This window comes from Halioxenophilus sp. WMMB6, assembly GCF_033283405.1.
Lineage (GTDB): Bacteria > Pseudomonadota > Gammaproteobacteria > Pseudomonadales > Cellvibrionaceae > Halioxenophilus.
On the sequence record NZ_JAWMQR010000004.1, the window covers coordinates 160,142 to 177,229 of the forward strand.

Genomic DNA, 17,088 nt, shown 5'->3' on the forward strand with positions numbered 1-17,088 from the left:
TTGACGCAGATTGATTTTTATATTCTGCCGCAAGCAGACCCACAGGCGCGTTTGGCTTTTGTCGCGCGCCTGGCGGAGAAGATCCTCGCCTCTCATCATCAACTGGTGATCGCCACGGCCGGCACCGACCAAAGCAACGCACTAAGCGAACAGCTCTGGGCCAGTCGGCCGGTCTCATTTATTGCCCACCAGGTGATCGAGCCCACCACCAAAGCCAACGACCCGGTGCTGATCTGCGCCGCAGAGCCACCCGCTTACTGCCACGATGTCATCATCAACTTAACCGATGGCATTATCGAAAAACATTTCTCGCGCTTTCACCGTTTGTTGGAAGTGGTGATTCAGGAGCCGACCTGCCTGGCGCAGAGTCGCAGCGCTTATCAGTTTTATAAATCCCGCGGCTACCCCATTCGCTCACACAATGTGTAAGCCCCATTGGTCGGGTTGCACAATTTTCTAATGCCCGCGGTTTAACGCTTGAGTGCGTGGGGGGAGTGCCGGCATACTGTAGCCCGTCACCGCGTCTGAATGGGCAGGAATGCACTGATATGTCAGATCCGTCGAAGTCACGCCAGGACTCCACAGAGAAAATAATTTTCTCTGAATTAAAGAGTGTTAGCGATCTGCTCGGCGGTGAACATTCGCAAGCGGCAACAGCCGGCAGCGAGCCGGGTGAACAGAAGCAGCGACAGTTGGAATTTTCTGAGTTCACCCAGCGGGCACTGGCCGAGCTGGAAGCACTGCACCGCTCGCTAGAGAAATCCCAACCTTCGGCACCGCCCTCGCTGTTTGATAAGCCCCAGGCAAAACCGCTGGCCACAGCCAGCCCCGGTAATAATCCACAACCTGCGGCAACGGGAGCACCACCACTTAATAACAAGGCCCAAAATAACCAAGCTCAAAATAGCAACGCCAGAATTAATAACCCAAGCAGTAGCCATCCAGGCAAAAGCCGGCCATTTAACCACCGTCCATTTAAAGAAAGTCCGTTGACCGATAGTTTGTTTAAAGAAAAACCCGTGACTCCAGCCAACCCTTCATCCCAAAAATCGACTGCCGCACGCGGCCAGTCACGTACGGGTAAAAGCGCCTTTCGACGCGGCGCCAAAGAGATTCAAACCTCCCTGTTTGATGAACACCCCAGCAGCAAATCGGGCCAGAGTTCCACCCCACCGCAGCCCTCCACAGAACAGCTCGAGAGCCTGGTCGACTCCCTGGTCGAGCGCTATCTTCCGGAAATTGAACAGCGCCTGCGAATGGAGCTAAAACGCCTGTTAGGCGAGCCCTAGCCAAGGTATAATTGCCGGCTTTTCGCCGCCGATGGCCTATAAACTGTGGCCGAGCGAACAACTAACCCGATTTTGCACACGCCCAATCAGACCACAACCACCAGCACTATCACCTCTATTATGTCCGAATCTCGAGAGCCTGAATCCAACGCGCCCATGGCGAAAACCTATCAGCCGGCAGATATTGAGCAGGCCCGCTACAGCGAGTGGGAGAGCAAAGGCTACTTCGCCCCCCGCGGCGATGGCGACCCTTACTGCATCATGATCCCACCACCCAACGTCACCGGTTATCTACACATGGGGCACGGGTTTCAGGAGTCCATCATGGATGCCCTGATTCGCTACCACCGCATGAAAGGCGATAAAACCCTGTGGCAGGTGGGCACCGACCACGCCGGTATCGCCACCCAGATGGTGGTGGAACGACTGCTGGCCAGCGAGGGCAAAACCCGCCACGATCTCGGCCGGGAGAAGTTCATCGAGCGCGTGTGGCAGTGGAAGGAGCTCTCCGGCGGACAGATCACCCAACAGCTGCGCCGCCTGGGCGCCTCGCCCGACTGGAGCACCGAGCGCTTCACCATGGACGAGGGCTTCTATAAAGCCGTGCAGGAGGTGTTTATCCGCCTGCACGAAGATGGCCTCATCTATCGCGGCAAGCGCCTGGTTAACTGGGACCCGGTATTGAAAACCGCCGTCTCCGACCTGGAGGTAATCAGCGAGGAGGAGAACGGCCACCTGTGGCACTTCCGCTACCCGCTGGCCAATGGTGACGGCGGCCCGGACCGCTACCTGGTGGTGGCCACCACCCGCCCGGAAACCATGCTCGGCGATACCGCCGTCGCCGTTAACCCCAACGACGAGCGCTACCAGGATCTGATCGGCAAACGTATTTTGCTGCCTTTGGTCGGCCGCGAAATTCCCATCATCGCCGACGACTATGTCGACCCGGAGTTCGGCACCGGCTGCGTGAAGATCACCCCAGCCCACGACTTCAACGACTACGAGATGGGCCAGCGCCACTCGCTGCCCATGATCAATATCTTCGACGATACTGCCCACCTCAACGACCAGGTGCCGGAAAAATATCGCGGCCAGGAGCGTTTCGCCGCCCGCAAACAGGTGGTGGCTGACCTCGAAGCTCTGGGTCTCCTGGAGAAGATCGACGACCACAAACTGAAAGTGCCGCGTGGTGACCGCACCGGCGTGGTTATCGAGCCCTACCTCACCGACCAGTGGTATGTGAAGACCGCCCCTCTGGCCGAACAGGCGATCAAAGCGGTTGAATCCGGCGACATTCAATTCGTACCCAAGCAGTACGAAAATATGTACTTCGCCTGGATGCGCGACATCCAGGACTGGTGCATCTCCCGCCAACTCTGGTGGGGCCACCGCATTCCCGCCTGGTACGACGACGCCGGTAATATCTACGTCGGCCGCGATGAAGCCGACGTACGACAGAAACATGGCCTCTCTGCCAAAATCAACCTGCGCCAGGATGAAGACGTGCTCGACACCTGGTTCTCCTCCGGCCTGTGGACCTTTGGCACCCTGGGCTGGCCGGAATCCACCGAGTGGCTGAAAACCTTCCACCCCACCTCGGTGCTGGTAACCGGCTTCGACATCATCTTCTTCTGGGTGGCGCGCATGATCATGATGACGCTGCACTTCCAGAAGCAGGTACCGTTTAAAACTGTTTACGTGCACGGCCTGGTGCGCGACAGCCACGGCCAGAAGATGTCGAAATCGAAAGGCAACGTGCTCGACCCCATCGACCTGATCGACGGCATCGAGCTGGAACCACTGCTGGCCAAACGCACCTCCGGCATGATGCAGCCGCAGTTGAAAGCCAAAATCGAAAAACAGACCCGGGCAGAATTCAAGGACGGCATTGCCGCCTATGGTACCGACGCTCTACGCTTTACCTACTACTCGCTGGCCTCCACCGGTCGCGATATCAATTTCGATGTCGGCCGTATCGAGGGCTTCCGCAACTTCTGTAACAAAATCTGGAACGCCGCCAATTTTGTATTAATGAACTGTGAGGGTCAGCCCTGCGGTGAAAGCGGCGAGAGCGATTACGAACTATCCCTGGTCGACCGCTGGATTATCGCCCGCCTGCAACAGGCGGAAGCAGCCATCATTGAAGGCCTGGAAACCTACCGTTTCGACCTCGCCTCGCAGGCACTGCACAGTTTCGTCTGGTCCGAGTACTGCAGTTGGTACCTGGAGCTCTGTAAACCCGTACTTAACAGCGATGACTACAGCGCCGCGCAAAAAATGGGTACCCGCCGCACCCTGGTACGGGTGTTGGAAACCACACTGCGCCTGGCCCACCCCTTTATGCCATTTATCACCGAAGAGATCTGGCAGAAGGTGAAAGCCCTGGCCGGCGCCAGCGGCGATACCATCATGTACGCAACTTACCCTGTGGCCGACGGTGGCAAAATTGATGAAGAGGCGATCGCCGATATCGAGTGGCTGAAAGAGGTGATCACCACCCTGCGCAATATTCGCAGCGCCATGAATATTCCACCGGCGAAGAAATTCCCGGTATTGGCCCGCAGCGCCGACGCCGGAGATCAGCCACGCCTGGCCACCAACGCAACCTTCCTGATCAGACTGGCCAACCTGGAGAGCATCACCTGGCTGCCAACCGACGCCGAACTGCCGCCCAGCGCCACCGGCCTGGCCGGCCAGATGGAGCTGTTTGTGCCCATGGCTGGGCTGATTGATGTAGAGGCCGAGTTGGCTCGTCTCAGCAAAGAGATTGACCGCCTGACCAAAGAGGCCAGCCGTATTGAGGGCAAACTGGGCAACGAAAAATTTGTCGCCAATGCGCCAGCGGATGTGGTCGAGAAGGAGCGCGCCAAGCTCGCCGACTACCAAACGTCACTGGCCAAACTGCAGGAACAGAAGGTCAAAATCAGTACACTGGACGATTAGACTTTAGTGGATTAACCAGCGACGCAGGCTATTCAAAACTTGCCTTTTTGGGCTGCGTCGCTAAAATCCCCGCGTATATACATTGCCTTTCAGCCACGCATACACGTGTTTTTCGGGCGACTATCCATTCAAACTGGCTGGCATAAAAAGGATCTTAGATGGGAAGTTCAAAGAAAAAGCACAAGGTCAAAAAGAAAGACAGCCAGCTGATTATTCGCATCAACAGTGATGAACGCGAACGCTTTATCAACCTTTGCGAACACCTGGACACCAGTGCTGCCCGGGAAATTCGTCTCTTTATACGGGAATTTATCGAGCAGAACGATCCCGATAGTGGCACTGAATCAGAGGATGACGACGCCGACACCATTGTGGTGGAGAGTTCCGAGGAGGACTCTGAGGCCGCAGCCAAGGACTAATCCTGACTATCCCATCTCTACCGACTACGGCTTAGCGGCAAGCAACAGACAAAAAAAACCCGGTTATTAAAACCGGGTTTTTTATTGGGCGCGTTACCAGCGATGTTTAGCGACGGGCGGTTCTGGCCATGAGCTCTTCCGGGAATTGGAAGTCGTAGCGACGGGCCAGGCCTTTCACAACGTAGGCAGTGCCAGCTTGATCCACTACCTCATAACGCGAGGCTTTGAGCGCGCGAATGGCTGCTTCGGCAAAGACACGACGGGGGTGCTCTTCCACCACTTTGATATCAATCGGCTTGCCGGAAGCGTCCAGGTTATAGGAGAGAATCACGTAACCTTCAACGCCGGTGCGCATTGCCAATTTCGGGTAGGCAGGTTCCACCTCGTGAATTGTGGCAATATCGGCTACATTAAAGAAATCCGCTTTTACGGCTTTGGCTTCATCAGCTTGAACTTGCTGGAGACCCAGGAAAGTGAAGGCCACCAACAGTGTTTGTACAACTTTCTTCATTATTTTAACTCCCGTTGAATGGGCACCATGCAGAGACGTCTGCCGGTCCCGATCACTTAACAAACACTTTGGGGGTAAGTCCTCGTGTTCCATAAAACCGGCCACTTGATCTACCTCAGTAGCCGCGCATAGATTTAGTATATACATTGAATATCCATAGTCAACACCGATGCATTACTTTTTATTGACAACCGGATCACAATACCTACTGAGCGGTGAGCAAATTTAACCGGATAAGCCCAACAGCTCCCTTTGGTGCACGATTAACGTGCCAATCACCGAGGCGCACCACAATTAACCGTTTAATCCACACACCCAGACAGGACTCTCATCGAGAGCCTTGAAACCACATAGCTTGCAGTAAACCGCTTCTGCTAAAATCGCCCCTCCAACCCACAGCCAAAGGAACTCCAATGAGCTCGGCGCAACAAGTGCTGGCAGTCAATGACGATTTGCCGATTCGAACCTCACTTCCCGTACACAGCGGTAAAGTGCGATCTGTCTATTGGCTGACCGAGGCTGACAGTGCCCGAATTATTGCCGAGCGTGGCTACGACCTGCCGGCCAACACGCCGCTGGCGATTATGGTCATTAGCGATCGGCTCTCGGCCTTTGATTGCGTCTGGCAGGCGGAAGGGGGGCTGAACGGAGTACCGGGCAAAGGGGCGGCGCTGAACACCATCGCCAACCACTGGTTTGAGCTGTTTCGCGAGCACAAGCTCGCCGCCAGCCATATTTTGGAAGTCCCCCACCCCCTGGTTTGGGTGGTGCAAAAAGCGCGGCCCGTCAAAATTGAGGCCATTGCCCGGCAGTACATCACCGGCTCCATGTGGCGGGCCTACAGTAAGGGCGAGCGCCGCTTCTGCGGCGAGCGCCTGCCCGAGGGGCTAACTCAGAACCAGCTGCTGCCCAACCTGCTGATCACCCCCTCCACCAAGGGGATTCTGCGCGGCATTCCCGGGGTACCGGAGGCCGACGACGTCAACATCAGCCGGGCTGACCTGGAGGCCAATTTCGCCGCCTTCGGCTTTAACTCCGTGGCCGATATCACCACCTACGAAACCCTGCTAACCCAGGGCTTTGCCGTGATCTCTGAAGCCCTGGCCAAAATCGGCCAGACCTTTGTCGATACCAAATTTGAGTTTGGCTATGTGAAAGACGCCAGCGGCGAAGAGAAGATGATCTACATGGACGAGGTGGGCACCCCGGACTCATCCCGTCTGTGGGATAGCGAGGCGCTGCACGCAGGCAAGATAGTGGAGAACTCCAAAGAGTTTTTCCGCCAGGCGCTGTTGAACACAGTGCCCGACGCCGACGTACTGCTCAACAAGGAGCGTATGCCCGAGCGGGAGGCCTTGGCCGCCAATACCCGCCTGCCGGCCGAGATCTTTGCCCAGGTATCAAAGACCTATACCGACATGGCCAGCGCCATTACCGGCAAACCGCTGCAACTGTCCGATAATCCCCGCCAGGAGATTATCGACATACTCGCCCGCGATTACGATTTGATTGACGACTGAGGTGCACGGGCAGAGCCCGCCCCCCCCGGCTCAAAGAAAAAATAGTCGTCACCGCGATAAATCGGTTTGCTATTTGCATTGCGATGCGTCACTGGAAATAACGAACTATAAAAGGGTGGCGGGTAGCGGCATGTTTGCACCGGTGATTATCGATATAGAAGCCTCCGGCTTCGGCCCGGACAGCTACCCCATTGAGGTGGGCGCCGTGCTGGCCAATGGCCGCCGCTTCTCACGCCTGATCAAACCCTTTCCCGAGTGGCAGTACTGGTCGAATGAAGCCGCCGCCATGCATGGCATCAGCCGCTCACTGCTGGAGCAGCGCGGCCATAACGGCCATGAAGTGGCCCACGAACTCAATCTGTTATTGGCCGGCCAGCAGACCTACTCCGATTGCTGGGTGGTCGATAAACCCTGGCTGGATAAACTCTTCTTTCAGGCCGGCCTGCCGATGCAATTCATCCTGAGTCCCATTGAGGCGCTGCTGCCCGACGAGCAGATTGCCTGCTGGGATCGCGTCAAGCTGGACGTAATCAACCAGCTGAACGTCAAGCGACACCGTGCCAGCACCGACGCCCTGATCATTCAACAGACCTTTATGGCGTCGCGCAAACTGATCGCCTAACCGGCCCGGCGGGTGTGCTCATAGGCAATAAAATGGAGCGCATTGCGTTCGTCAGGCTCGCTATCCAATAACACCTGCGTCTGCCACTGGCTGAAATCGAAAGGGGGTAGATAGGCATCGCCTGCAACCTCGACATCCACCACCGTTTCAAAGACCCGGTCGGCGATGGCATAACCACGGGTGAAGAACTCCACACCACCGATGATAAAAATCTCATCGCTCTCTTTTTTGGCCACCTCAATCGCCTCTTCCAGCGTTGCCACCAAAACAATACCCGGCAAGGCCTGATAGTCCGCCTGGCGGGTGATGACAATATTCAACCGCCCAGGTAACACCGAGTTGTGATCCTCATAGGTTTTGCGCCCCATGATGATTGGGTGGCCCAGGGTCGTGCGTTTGAAATGGGCATACTCTTTGGGCAGGTGCCAGGGCAGCGAGCCCTCTTTACCAATACAGTGATTTTTTGAACGGGCGAAAATGACGTTGATTCGGGCCATAGGTGTGTAATTGATTCAGTGGATTGCTAGGTGATTGCGGGTGGGCTGGAGAGGCGTTGCACATCTACCAGCTTGGAGCGGCAGATGTGCAGAGGAGTTGCTAATTCAAGTCGGGCAAACTGCCGCGCCAGCTTAACTCGATTTTTTAACGAATTTGGTCAGCAGTACAATCCGCTGGCCATTCACGCGCCCTTCGATATGCTCCGGGTTGTCCGACAAGCTGATATTGCGCACGGCGGTGCCGCGCTTGGCCACCATGTTGGCGCCTTTCACATCCAGATCTTTGATAATCGTTACCGTGTCACCGGCGGCCAACGGCGAACCATGGCAGTCGACCGTGGCACCGCCTTCGGCACTACCGGCAGAAGCCTGCCCCTGCTCGGCCCACTGGCGGACATCCTCCTCCATAAACATCGACTCCTGCAGATCCACCGCCCAGGTTTGATCCGCCAAGCGACCCAGGGTGCGGTGAGCCAACACCTGCACCGCCGCGTAGGGGCTCCAGGCACTGGCTTGTAGACAGAGCCAATATTTATCATCCAGTGGCTCGGCGTCGAGCTGCTCCAGACAGGTGGCGCAGAGCGCGACACTGGCCTCCTCGGCTGCAATACCCTCGGAGTTGGGCAGCGGATAATCGGATAATTCGGCCTCCACAGAGCAGAGTTCACAGTGACCATTGGCGCGGGCAAGAGCCGGTGTTTGTGTCATGGGCGTAGCAACCATCTTCAAATTTAAATATTTCCGCCCAGGGCGGCAGCGAGCGGCAAGCATACCAGAAATGAGGGGTTTTGGCCGCCGTGAATTGGCCGCCCAGTCACCACTTTCCCGTCACAGAGATGATGGTAGACTGTGCCACCACCCTCCCCAACCGTGAGGCACCCTCGATGATTTTCAACGCAATCAACGTCAGCCTGCCCTGGCACCCCGCCAACCTCGCCCGTCTCTATTGGGCGCCCTGGCAATGGGCTTGGAAAATGCACTACCAATTGGTCAATGGCGTCACTTTAGGGCTACTGGACGAAATCGCCGAAGAGGTGGAACACGCCCTGGTGGAGGGTAAGGATGTTGCCGCCACACTGATTGAGCGTATTCAGGTGCTGCAGCAGTCACCACTGGACGACAACCAAAAACAACGGATCGCCGAAACCTCCTTCGAGCAGGCGGATCAGGATCTGAAGGCGATCGTCAACGCGCTGCTCACCAATATTCTGCAACTGCCCATCGCCCGCCTCCAGGGCCGGCCGGCGCGCAAGCGCTTCCCGGTGACCCTGGAAGGCGAGGTAATCGAGCGGCAGTGGTAACAGCACCCCCAAAAAGAATCCGCTAACCGCCTTGGCGATAGACCCGGGCGCTGAGTTTCTCAACCAGCACCACCGCCACCACCGAGGCGGCTGGCAGCGCAAAGGCGAGCAGGTCGCCACTGACCACCTGCATATTGTATGGCGCCAGCCAGTTGCCGTGGTAAACGCCATAAAAGAGTGTTACTGGCGCTTGCAGGGCGCCCACCGGCAGCGGCCACCAGGGGTGAATCTCTACCGCTGAATGCCAACCCAGCTCCGCCCCAGTCAATGAGTCAATCAGCACGTGGCTGGCCACCAGGCCAAACACCCACCAACACTTGTCATATGGCAACCAGCTGCGGCACACAAGCGCGGTAACCAGCGCGAAGAGGTAGCTGTGGCTGATGCCAAAGTGCCAGGTGCGAATATCACCAGTGCAGAGCAGAGAGACCAGCAGATCAAAATCGGGCAGGCAGGCCAATAACGCCGCTGCCGCGAGGCTGGCGCCGTACTTGCTCAGGCTGAACTGCCGCTGCCAATAAAAGGGCGTGGAGACAGCTATCATCGCCAATCCGGCGTGTACTATTGGGGTCGCCACCCGACTCCTCCTCTAAATAAATGGCGTCAACATCCTGCCCAGCGGCGCAGCACCCCGCCAACCCGGCAGGGATTCATTGCCAATTACCGCGTGCCTCTTGATATCGATTAACCCGCCACTGCAGCCGGCACTGTAGAGTCGCCTGCGGCCTGGCCAGAGCGCCAGCCTGTCGCGCTGGGATCGAATATCCAGGTAAAGCTTTACGACTTTTTGCTAGTTGTCAGCTCAGGTCAGGTTCGGTAAAACCCCTCAATGCCGGACCACAAGCCGGTTTGCTAAAAACAGCCGCACGACGTCGTCGCACAACCGATGACGCCGCACAACAATAGTCACACTACGCTGACGCTCCGTTCACCCAAAAATAGTGAGAATGCCTATGTCAACGTCCCGCACTGATCTCAACTATGAGCAGCGCTTTAACGACAGCGTAGACAAATTAATGGGCCACGGATGTTACAACGTGGAGTTAATCGAAGATTTTTATCGGATTTTTTTGGCCAAGTCGGATGTGGTCGCCAACCTCTTTGCCCACACCAACATGAGCGCGCAAAAAACCATGCTGCACGACTCACTGGAGACCTTGATCGACTTCTCCCGTACCAAAGAGATCTCGCCGGCGCTGGAAAAACTCGCCCAGGCCCACGGCAAGCGGGGTAAAAATGTGCCGACTTATCTGTTTGATGTCTGGCTCGACAGCCTGATGGAAGCGCTCTACCTGCGCGATAACTCCTTCACCGATAAAGACGAGTTGGCCTGGCGCCTAACCTTGGCGCCCGGCATCACCTACGTGAAATTTATCTGCAAAAAATAGCGGCAGCCCCTTGCCTTCCAACACCCCTCCCTAAAAGAGTTTGAATTGGCGGTTGGTAATGGCCTGAAAACTGGTGCCGAGCGTGGCCAGCAAACCATCCACCACCGGCGCCATCTGTTTTTCCAAATAGTGTTCGTAATCGATCGCCGCCCCTTCGGCCAGGGCAGTGGCTTCGGGGCCGCGGGTAGTCCACACATACTCTATCCAGTCGCCCTTGCGAATTTTATGGCCGGCCGCCGCCAGCTTGCGGGCCGCCTGCACATGGGGCGGGCTGATGGCCTCATAGTCATCCAACGGCCGGCGCAGGCGCTTGCGATAGACCAACAACGCATCGAGCTCGCCAGCCAACAGCTGCTCCACTTCGGCACTGATAAACGCGCGATACTCACGGTTGTGGAAAACCCGCTCAAACAGCGATTGCTGAAAACGCCGCGCCAGCGGTGTCCAGTCGCTACGCACCGCCTCCAGGCCGCGAAACAGCAGCTTGGAACCATTGGCGGTGTGCACCAGGCCGGCGTAGCGTTTTTTGCTGCCGGTCTCCTGGCCGCGAATTTTGGGCATAAAAAAGCGGCTGAAATGACTCTCGAACTGAATCTCAAGATAGGAGCTGAGGCCGTATTCATCCCGCAGGAAGTCGCGCCAGTACTGATTTAACGCGGTCGCCAGGGCTCGACCAACCGGCTCGCCCCCGGCCTCCGGGCTCTCATCCCCCAGCCAGACAAACACCGAATCGGTGTCGCCGTAGATCACCCGATAGCCCTGTTGCTCGAACCAGGCCTGGGTCTGCTGCAGTATCTGGTGGCCACGCAAGGTGATGGAGCTAGCCACACGCGGATCGAAAAAGCGGCACAGGGGCGAGCCCAGCACGCCGTAGTAGGCGTTCATAATAATTTTTATCGCCTGCGAAAGGGGCTGATTGTGGTGCGCCTTGGCCTCATCCCGGCGCTGCCAAAGGTTGGCCACCAGCCCCGGCAGAATCGACTCCTCCCGGGCAAAGCGGGCGTCGTTAAAGCCCGCCACCACCTGCTCGGCCGGCAATTGGTGGTGCTCGGCGTACCAGAAGGCGTAGGGATCGATGTTGAAGCTGCGAATAATGCTGGGGTACAGGCTTTTAAAGTCGAACAGCAACACCTGGCGAAACAGCCCCGGCTGGGAGTCGAGCACATAGCCACCGGGGCTGACCAGGTCGATTTTATTCTCGCCGATATTGGGGGCGACATAACCCTTGCGGTGCAATCTGGGCAGGTAGGAGAACTCAAACGCCGCCGCCGAGCCGCCAATGCGGTCCAGAGGCAGACCCGTCATCTGGCTCTTGGCACGGGCGAACTCCAGCAGTTGGGTGTGGGCAAAGATCTCCCACACCAACTCACAATCCTTCAGGTTGTAGCGCGCCAATTGCGCTTTATGGCTGTGGAACCAATCGGTGATCTGCTCGCCGCGGTCGCCACCGGAGAGCAGTTTATCGGCCCCCAACAGCTGTCTCGCCACCGCCCCCAGGGCGAAGCTCTCAAACTGGTAAAAGGCGGTGCGCAACAGCTCAATGCCATCCAGGGCAATACGCCCGGGAATCGAAATATAGCGTTTCTCCGGGTCGTCCGGGTCGGCCCGCCAACTGGGCTCACGGCCCAGGCGGCCAATGGCGAAGTCCACCCCAAAATGACGGCAGAGGTTGCTCAACACCCACAGGTCAAAGCCGATAAAATTCCAGCCGATTAAGATGTCCGGGTCTGCCCGTTGCAGCCACTCAAAAAAAGCGAGCAGGCACGCCGTCTGGGTCGGGCAAAAGTGCAGCTCAAACGCTTCACCAGACGCCTCCTCACCGGCACCTTCACCCACCATAAACACCCGCCTTTCACTTTCGGTATAAACGGCAATGGAGTAGAGCTCGGCCGCCTGCATATCGGTTTCGATATCCACCGACGCCACCTTAAAAGCGGGCGCCACCGCGGCCGGGCGCCACTGAGGATTGGTGAGCAGAGGAAAACCCTGGTGGCTGGTCGGCTCGCCCAGCAGCGTGACATCCGAGTGGATAAAGCGCTCCATCAAAAAGCGCTCCGGTGGGCGGATATCGGCCTCCCACACCGGTATCTGCCGGCGCAACAGCTGCGCGGCATCGCGGGCACGTTTGTAACTTTTAAAGTAGAGCGCCGCCACCGGCTCGAAGGTGTGGCTAAAGAGGTCGAGATTTTGCACCCGCCAGCCGCGCTGCAGGCCAAGCACCGGCTGCACCTTGGCCAGGTCAGCCTGGCGAATAAAGAAGACCGCCTCCTGTTCGGCGACGGTCACCCGGTGGGGACCCTGGTCGGTGGACAGCCAGAACTCGAGCTCGACGCCCGGCTCCCGGTCGTGCCAGTGGCGGGTGAGGATGAAGCCGCTAATCTCACCCGGCTTGGAAGCGCTCACCGCTGAGGTTTAACCCTGTTCCAACAGGGTGCGCAGGTCGATCAACGCCGCGTTGGCGCGGCTGATGTAGGAGGCCATCACCAGCGAGTGGTTGGCGACAAAGCCAAAGCCATCGCCGTTAAGAATCATGGGGCTGTATATAAAGTCCTGGGTCGCTTCCAGCTCGCGGATAATCTGTTGCAGGCTGACCCGCGCATTTTTCTTGTCGAGCACCGCCCCAAAATCCTGCTCCACCGCGCGCAACAGATGCAGCAGCGCCCAGGCACTGCCGCGGGTTTCAAAGAAGACATCGTCGATTTCAGACCAGGGGGTTTTCACCAGAATCTCTTTCGGCGCCGCGGTTGACTGGGTGGCATCACTTTCACCGGCCAGGTCGGTGTTGATGCGCCGCTGACCGACACTGGCGGTCAACTTCTGGGAGAGGCTGCCCAGGCGGGTTTCCACCGTCGCCAACCAATAACGCAGATTATCGGCCCGGGCATAGAATTGAGCGTTGGTTTGGTCTTCATCCACCAAACGATCGAGGTAGGCCTCCAGAAATTCGATCCCCTCCTGGTACTGCGACTCGGTGGAGGGCAGCATCCAGTTGTTGTTATCGAAGTTAAAACGCGCCTCGGCCTTGGCCAGATCTTCATCTTCGGTGGATTGGGTTTGCGAGCGGCTGAAGGATTCGCGCAGCGCCTTGCTCATATCGCGCACCTGTACCAACACACCGTACTCCCAGTTGGGCTGGTTATCGAGCCAGAGCCCCGGTGGCGTGATGTCGTTGGTGAGGTAGCCGCCGCGCTTATTGAGCAGTGTCTCGACCAGCTGAATGGTGGTGGCGGTGGTGACCGAACCGGTCACCGGCCGGGCATCGCTGCTGGCACCGGTCCGCGCCTGAGTCTGCGCCACCACATCGAACTGATCCGGTGCCACACTCCAGAACATACCGACCACGGCGGACACCAGCAGGTAGATGAGCAGAAACCACAATAGCCACCACCAGAGGCGACTATCCTCACGCTCCTCGCGCCAGCGTCGAAACCAGCCTCGCAATCGGATCCACGGCCGTGTGACGGCGTTTAAAACCATAACCTTCCCCTAAACCGGGCTGACGCCCACCTGCTCTGTAATTCTCTTTAGTATCGGCCATTGGCCGCAAAACACCCACCCATGGCGCAAATTAGAGTGCCTGCAGGACTATTTTCGGCTCCCGCCCCAGTTGAATGTTACCGCGCAGGCGGTAGCCGGGAACGGCCTCTTTCATCTGTTGATAGATCCAGCGCCCCTCGGCATCAGTGCGCGACACAATCAAAACAAACAGATCGCTCTTCTGCACGCGCTGGGCCAATTGCGCCAGGGAGCTGGTTAATGTCTGGTCGCGATTGGCCAGCGCCTTGGTGGGCAGCTTGATCTCCGAGAGCGGCTCGCCTTTGGACTCCAGCGCCACCTCTTCCTCTTCTTCCGGCTGGGTGCGACGCAACTCCACCAGCGCTGCCCGGGTGCTGGCTATACTGTTGCTGTCGGCAACTATACCCTCGGCGGTAGCCAGGAAGCTCGCCGCCTTACCATAATCGCCCAGCTTGCCTACGGCCATGGCCATCTGGCAGTAACGCTGCACCACCTTCTCCAGCCCGGCTTGAGCGCGCGGCTCCTTGGGCGCCACCAACAGCACCGCTCGATAGCGGTCGACGGCGTTGTCGTACTCCGGCGTGGTCAGCTGATCCTGGGAGAGGGCATACTCCGCCTGGGCCAGCAGGCGGGTAACCAAGCGTTCGCGCGGGTCGACCTTGGCCGGCGCCGGTGGTGGCGGTGCCGCAACCACCGCGGGTTCGACCACCGCTGGCGCGTTGGTTTTGGCAGATAGGGAGGCACCACAGCCGGTAAGCAACACCAGCGAGGGCAACAAAATTCCTAGACTTATGAAATTTCTGGTTAGCTTTGACACTCTATTCAACCAATTTGAAAAAAACGTGAATAAACAGCCGCAATAATGCCACTCTTTGTGATCATAATTGCACTCGTTAGTGTCAAAATGTGCGCTGGAAATCATACCGGACAATAGAAACCACCACTACGGCCGGCGTGACCTAAACTTCACAGACAGAACTCACCCTAGCAACCGCGGAAAATTTTACTTGGCCATGAAGCGCAGCAGCCTGATCCACCCTCTTCTAATACTCTGCCTCCCCGCCCTGTTCCTCACCGCCCCCGTGCAGGCGGCAGACACCTTGGGCCTGGGCGGCTCCAGCCAAGCCAACAGCCTCGGGCTCGAGCCACAGGAGGAGAGCTTCCTGCCGGTAGAAGAGGCCTACCGGGTACAGATCACCCGGCCAGAGGCCGGCAAACTGGCACTCGACTGGCAGATTGCCCCCGGTTACTACCTCTACCAGGCCAAGTTTAAATTCAAGATTGATCAGACCAACCTGCCGGCCAGTTTCGAACCCGGCAAGCGCAAGTATGACGACTACTTCCAGGAAGAGGTGGAGATCTTCTACCACCAGACCCAGGTTCTGTTAAGTGACCTGCCCACCCCCCCTTATACCCTGGAGGTCACCTCCCAGGGCTGTGCCGATGCCGGCCTCTGTTATCCGCCCTACAAGCAGTACTTCACCGTCAGTGATGACAGCAGCCCAATCCTGGAGAACGCAGCCGCGGCCCCAGGTGGCGGCAGTGCCGGGCCTGCCGGTGGCAGTGACAACCAAAGCACCGGCACCAGCACCCCCTTTTCAGCCAGCATCTGGTTGACCAGCATGCTGTTTGCCATGCTCGGCGGCATCATTCTCAACCTGATGCCCTGTGTGTTCCCGGTGCTCTCCATTAAAGCACTGAGCCTGGCCAACTCTCACCAGAGCAACCACCGCCTGCATCTGCACGGTTGGGCCTACGCCGCCGGCTGTGTCACCACCTTTGTGGCCATTGCCACCGTTATGTTAATTTTGCGCGCCAGTGGCGAAGCCATCGGCTGGGGCTTTCAGCTGCAGTCCCCGGCGGTGATCACCCTGCTGCTCTACCTCTTCTTCCTGATGGGGCTGAGCTTTTCCGGCGTGCTTAACCTGGGCAACAGCCTGATGGGTATCGGCCAAAATGCCACCCAGGGCAACCAGCTGCACCACTCCTGGATGACCGGTGCCCTGGCCTCGGTGGTGGCCAGCCCCTGTACGGCACCAATGATGGGGGCGGCCCTGGGCTATGCCGTCACTCAGCCGACGGTCATCGCTCTGTCGATCTTCGCCGCCCTGGGTTTTGGCATGGCGCTGCCCTTCCTGCTATTAACTCACCTGCCGCAACTGGCTAAGGTTCTACCCAAACCCGGCCCCTGGATGGAGACCCTGAAACAGGCGCTGGCCTTCCCACTCTACCTCTCCTGCGTTTGGCTTTTGTGGGTGGTGGCAAACCAAACCGACAGCAACCACCTCTTCTGGGTAGCCGCCGGCTTGGTACTCATCGCTTTTGCCGCCTGGCTGCTGCGCCACCTGCCCAACCACGGCAAGGGCCTTTGGCTTGGCCGCGGTGTGGCGGCGGCCTGCCTGATAGTGGTTGGCATCGGCACCTTCAGCTACCACCCCCCCACCACCGACCCACTGTGGCAGAGCTACACACCGGAGAAACTGGCCAGCCTACGCCAGGAGCAGCGGCCGGTGTTTGTTAATCTGACCGCCTCCTGGTGCATAACCTGCCTGGCCAATGAGCGGGTAGCCCTGGGCACCGAGCGGGTGCGCGCTGCCATGCAAGCGCGAGGCATTCAGGGTTTAAAGGGCGACTGGACCAACGCCGACCCGATGATCACCGAACTACTGAAGAAATATGGCCGCTCCGGGGTACCGCTTTACCTCTATTTCCCACCCAGCGCCGATGCCCAGGCGGTGGTTTTGCCACAGCTACTCACACCAGAGATCGTAATCACCACCATAAACTCGAAAGATGGCGTCACATTGGCCGAAAATTAACGAAAATAACAGCACGTTAGTCGACTTTGTAAGATATTGACCCTATCCTCGGCTAACACGCGGACAAATGCGCCTAAATGGCACTAATGCGTTGCGATCAACCAGCTCCAGCAAGCAAATAGCCACAAAAAATTACGCTAACTTTCGCTATCTTGCAGGCATTTGCTGCAAACACCACGTTTTAAATATCCAGGCATAGACACTGCCGGCAGTTTCAGGCACACTCCCGCCATTACAAACAATCCACCCTACTGATCTGTCTA

Annotated in this window: 16 protein-coding genes; 9 read left to right on the plus strand and 7 right to left on the minus strand. The window is 57.7% G+C overall.

Annotated elements, in window-relative coordinates; translation table 11 throughout:
- The 4 genes from SBL51_RS12520 (at position 1) to SBL51_RS12535 (ending at position 4,651) form a co-directional block, all read left to right on the plus strand.
- Complete coding sequence (locus tag SBL51_RS12520) at positions 1 to 429, plus strand: DNA polymerase III subunit chi (RefSeq protein ID WP_317931305.1); 429 nt, start codon at positions 1 to 3, stop codon at positions 427 to 429.
- A gap of 119 nt (positions 430 to 548) precedes the next feature.
- A complete protein-coding gene (locus tag SBL51_RS12525; RefSeq protein WP_317931306.1) occupies positions 549 to 1,289 on the plus strand; it encodes a hypothetical protein in 741 nt (246 codons plus the stop codon).
- 156 nt (positions 1,290 to 1,445) lie between these two features.
- The gene (locus SBL51_RS12530; protein WP_317931450.1) at positions 1,446 to 4,232 is read left to right on the plus strand and encodes a valine--tRNA ligase; all 2,787 of its coding nucleotides are present in this window, start codon (positions 1,446 to 1,448) and stop codon (positions 4,230 to 4,232) included.
- Between the two features lie 158 nt (positions 4,233 to 4,390).
- The gene (locus SBL51_RS12535) at positions 4,391 to 4,651 is read left to right on the plus strand and encodes a hypothetical protein (protein WP_317931457.1); all 261 of its coding nucleotides are present in this window, start codon (positions 4,391 to 4,393) and stop codon (positions 4,649 to 4,651) included.
- 106 nt (positions 4,652 to 4,757) lie between these two features.
- Here the strand turns inward: SBL51_RS12535 and SBL51_RS12540 are convergent, their stop codons facing one another.
- Entirely contained in the window at positions 4,758 to 5,162 is a 405-nt protein-coding gene (locus tag SBL51_RS12540; RefSeq protein ID WP_317931307.1) for an energy transducer TonB, read from the minus strand.
- A gap of 413 nt (positions 5,163 to 5,575) precedes the next feature.
- On the opposite strand from SBL51_RS12540, the gene SBL51_RS12545 reads away from it, so the two are divergent.
- The gene (locus SBL51_RS12545) at positions 5,576 to 6,682 is read left to right on the plus strand and encodes a phosphoribosylaminoimidazolesuccinocarboxamide synthase (RefSeq protein WP_317931308.1); all 1,107 of its coding nucleotides are present in this window, start codon (positions 5,576 to 5,578) and stop codon (positions 6,680 to 6,682) included.
- Positions 6,683 to 6,812: 130 nt separating this feature from the next.
- Positions 6,813 to 7,304: a hypothetical protein gene (locus SBL51_RS12550; RefSeq protein ID WP_317931309.1), complete on the plus strand. Its 492-nt coding sequence runs from the start codon at positions 6,813 to 6,815 to the stop codon at positions 7,302 to 7,304.
- Here SBL51_RS12550 and SBL51_RS12555 read toward each other — a convergent pair.
- Complete coding sequence (locus tag SBL51_RS12555; protein WP_317931310.1) at positions 7,301 to 7,801, minus strand: dihydrofolate reductase; 501 nt, start codon at positions 7,799 to 7,801, stop codon at positions 7,301 to 7,303. The genes SBL51_RS12550 and SBL51_RS12555 overlap by 4 nt on opposite strands.
- Before the next feature lie 132 nt (positions 7,802 to 7,933).
- Positions 7,934 to 8,509 carry a PhnA domain-containing protein gene (locus SBL51_RS12560; RefSeq protein ID WP_317931311.1) on the minus strand — a complete coding sequence of 192 codons (576 nt, stop codon included), beginning with the start codon at positions 8,507 to 8,509 and terminating at the stop codon, positions 7,934 to 7,936.
- Between the two features lie 176 nt (positions 8,510 to 8,685).
- Between SBL51_RS12560 and SBL51_RS12565 the strand changes: the two genes are divergently transcribed.
- A complete protein-coding gene (locus SBL51_RS12565) occupies positions 8,686 to 9,102 on the plus strand; it encodes a hypothetical protein (RefSeq protein ID WP_317931312.1) in 417 nt (138 codons plus the stop codon).
- 22 nt (positions 9,103 to 9,124) lie between these two features.
- Here the strand turns inward: SBL51_RS12565 and SBL51_RS12570 are convergent, their stop codons facing one another.
- Positions 9,125 to 9,679, minus strand: a complete 555-nt coding sequence (locus SBL51_RS12570) for a metal-dependent hydrolase (RefSeq protein WP_317931313.1) — start codon at positions 9,677 to 9,679, stop codon at positions 9,125 to 9,127.
- A gap of 376 nt (positions 9,680 to 10,055) precedes the next feature.
- On the opposite strand from SBL51_RS12570, the gene SBL51_RS12575 reads away from it, so the two are divergent.
- A complete protein-coding gene (locus SBL51_RS12575) occupies positions 10,056 to 10,490 on the plus strand; it encodes a globin (protein ID WP_317931314.1) in 435 nt (144 codons plus the stop codon).
- Between the two features lie 30 nt (positions 10,491 to 10,520).
- Here SBL51_RS12575 and SBL51_RS12580 read toward each other — a convergent pair whose 3' ends face one another.
- The 3 genes from SBL51_RS12580 to SBL51_RS12590 form a co-directional block, all read right to left on the minus strand.
- Positions 10,521 to 12,893 (minus strand): DNA polymerase II, encoded by a 2,373-nt coding sequence (locus SBL51_RS12580; RefSeq protein ID WP_317931315.1) that lies wholly within the window; start codon positions 12,891 to 12,893, stop codon positions 10,521 to 10,523.
- Between the two features lie 9 nt (positions 12,894 to 12,902).
- On the minus strand, positions 12,903 to 13,967 hold the full coding sequence (locus tag SBL51_RS12585; RefSeq protein ID WP_317931316.1) for a DUF2333 family protein: 1,065 nt from the start codon (positions 13,965 to 13,967) through the stop codon (positions 12,903 to 12,905).
- A gap of 91 nt (positions 13,968 to 14,058) precedes the next feature.
- Entirely contained in the window at positions 14,059 to 14,781 is a 723-nt protein-coding gene (locus SBL51_RS12590; protein ID WP_317931317.1) for a hypothetical protein, read from the minus strand.
- A 238-nt stretch (positions 14,782 to 15,019) separates the two neighbouring features.
- On the opposite strand from SBL51_RS12590, the gene SBL51_RS12595 reads away from it, so the two are divergent.
- Complete coding sequence (locus SBL51_RS12595; RefSeq protein ID WP_317931318.1) at positions 15,020 to 16,825, plus strand: protein-disulfide reductase DsbD; 1,806 nt, start codon at positions 15,020 to 15,022, stop codon at positions 16,823 to 16,825.
- Positions 16,826 to 17,088 lie beyond the last annotated feature (263 nt).

What these genes read in the sequence shown, in the direction of transcription:
- SBL51_RS12535 (WP_317931457.1), top strand. Translation starts at nt 4,391, where the DNA reads ATGGGAAGTTCAAAGAAAAAGCACAAGGTCAAAAAGAAAGACAGCCAG.
- SBL51_RS12555 (WP_317931310.1), bottom strand. Translation starts at nt 7,801, where the DNA reads ATGGCCCGAATCAACGTCATTTTCGCCCGTTCAAAAAATCACTGTATT.
- SBL51_RS12545 (WP_317931308.1), top strand. Translation starts at nt 5,576, where the DNA reads ATGAGCTCGGCGCAACAAGTGCTGGCAGTCAATGACGATTTGCCGATT.
- SBL51_RS12525 (WP_317931306.1), top strand. Translation starts at nt 549, where the DNA reads ATGTCAGATCCGTCGAAGTCACGCCAGGACTCCACAGAGAAAATAATT.
- SBL51_RS12595 (WP_317931318.1), top strand. Translation starts at nt 15,020, where the DNA reads ATGAAGCGCAGCAGCCTGATCCACCCTCTTCTAATACTCTGCCTCCCC.
- SBL51_RS12565 (WP_317931312.1), top strand. Translation starts at nt 8,686, where the DNA reads ATGATTTTCAACGCAATCAACGTCAGCCTGCCCTGGCACCCCGCCAAC.
- SBL51_RS12560 (WP_317931311.1), bottom strand. Translation starts at nt 8,509, where the DNA reads ATGACACAAACACCGGCTCTTGCCCGCGCCAATGGTCACTGTGAACTC.
- SBL51_RS12550 (WP_317931309.1), top strand. Translation starts at nt 6,813, where the DNA reads ATGTTTGCACCGGTGATTATCGATATAGAAGCCTCCGGCTTCGGCCCG.
- SBL51_RS12575 (WP_317931314.1), top strand. Translation starts at nt 10,056, where the DNA reads ATGTCAACGTCCCGCACTGATCTCAACTATGAGCAGCGCTTTAACGAC.
- SBL51_RS12585 (WP_317931316.1), bottom strand. Translation starts at nt 13,967, where the DNA reads ATGGTTTTAAACGCCGTCACACGGCCGTGGATCCGATTGCGAGGCTGG.
- SBL51_RS12540 (WP_317931307.1), bottom strand. Translation starts at nt 5,162, where the DNA reads ATGAAGAAAGTTGTACAAACACTGTTGGTGGCCTTCACTTTCCTGGGT.
- SBL51_RS12530 (WP_317931450.1), top strand. Translation starts at nt 1,446, where the DNA reads ATGGCGAAAACCTATCAGCCGGCAGATATTGAGCAGGCCCGCTACAGC.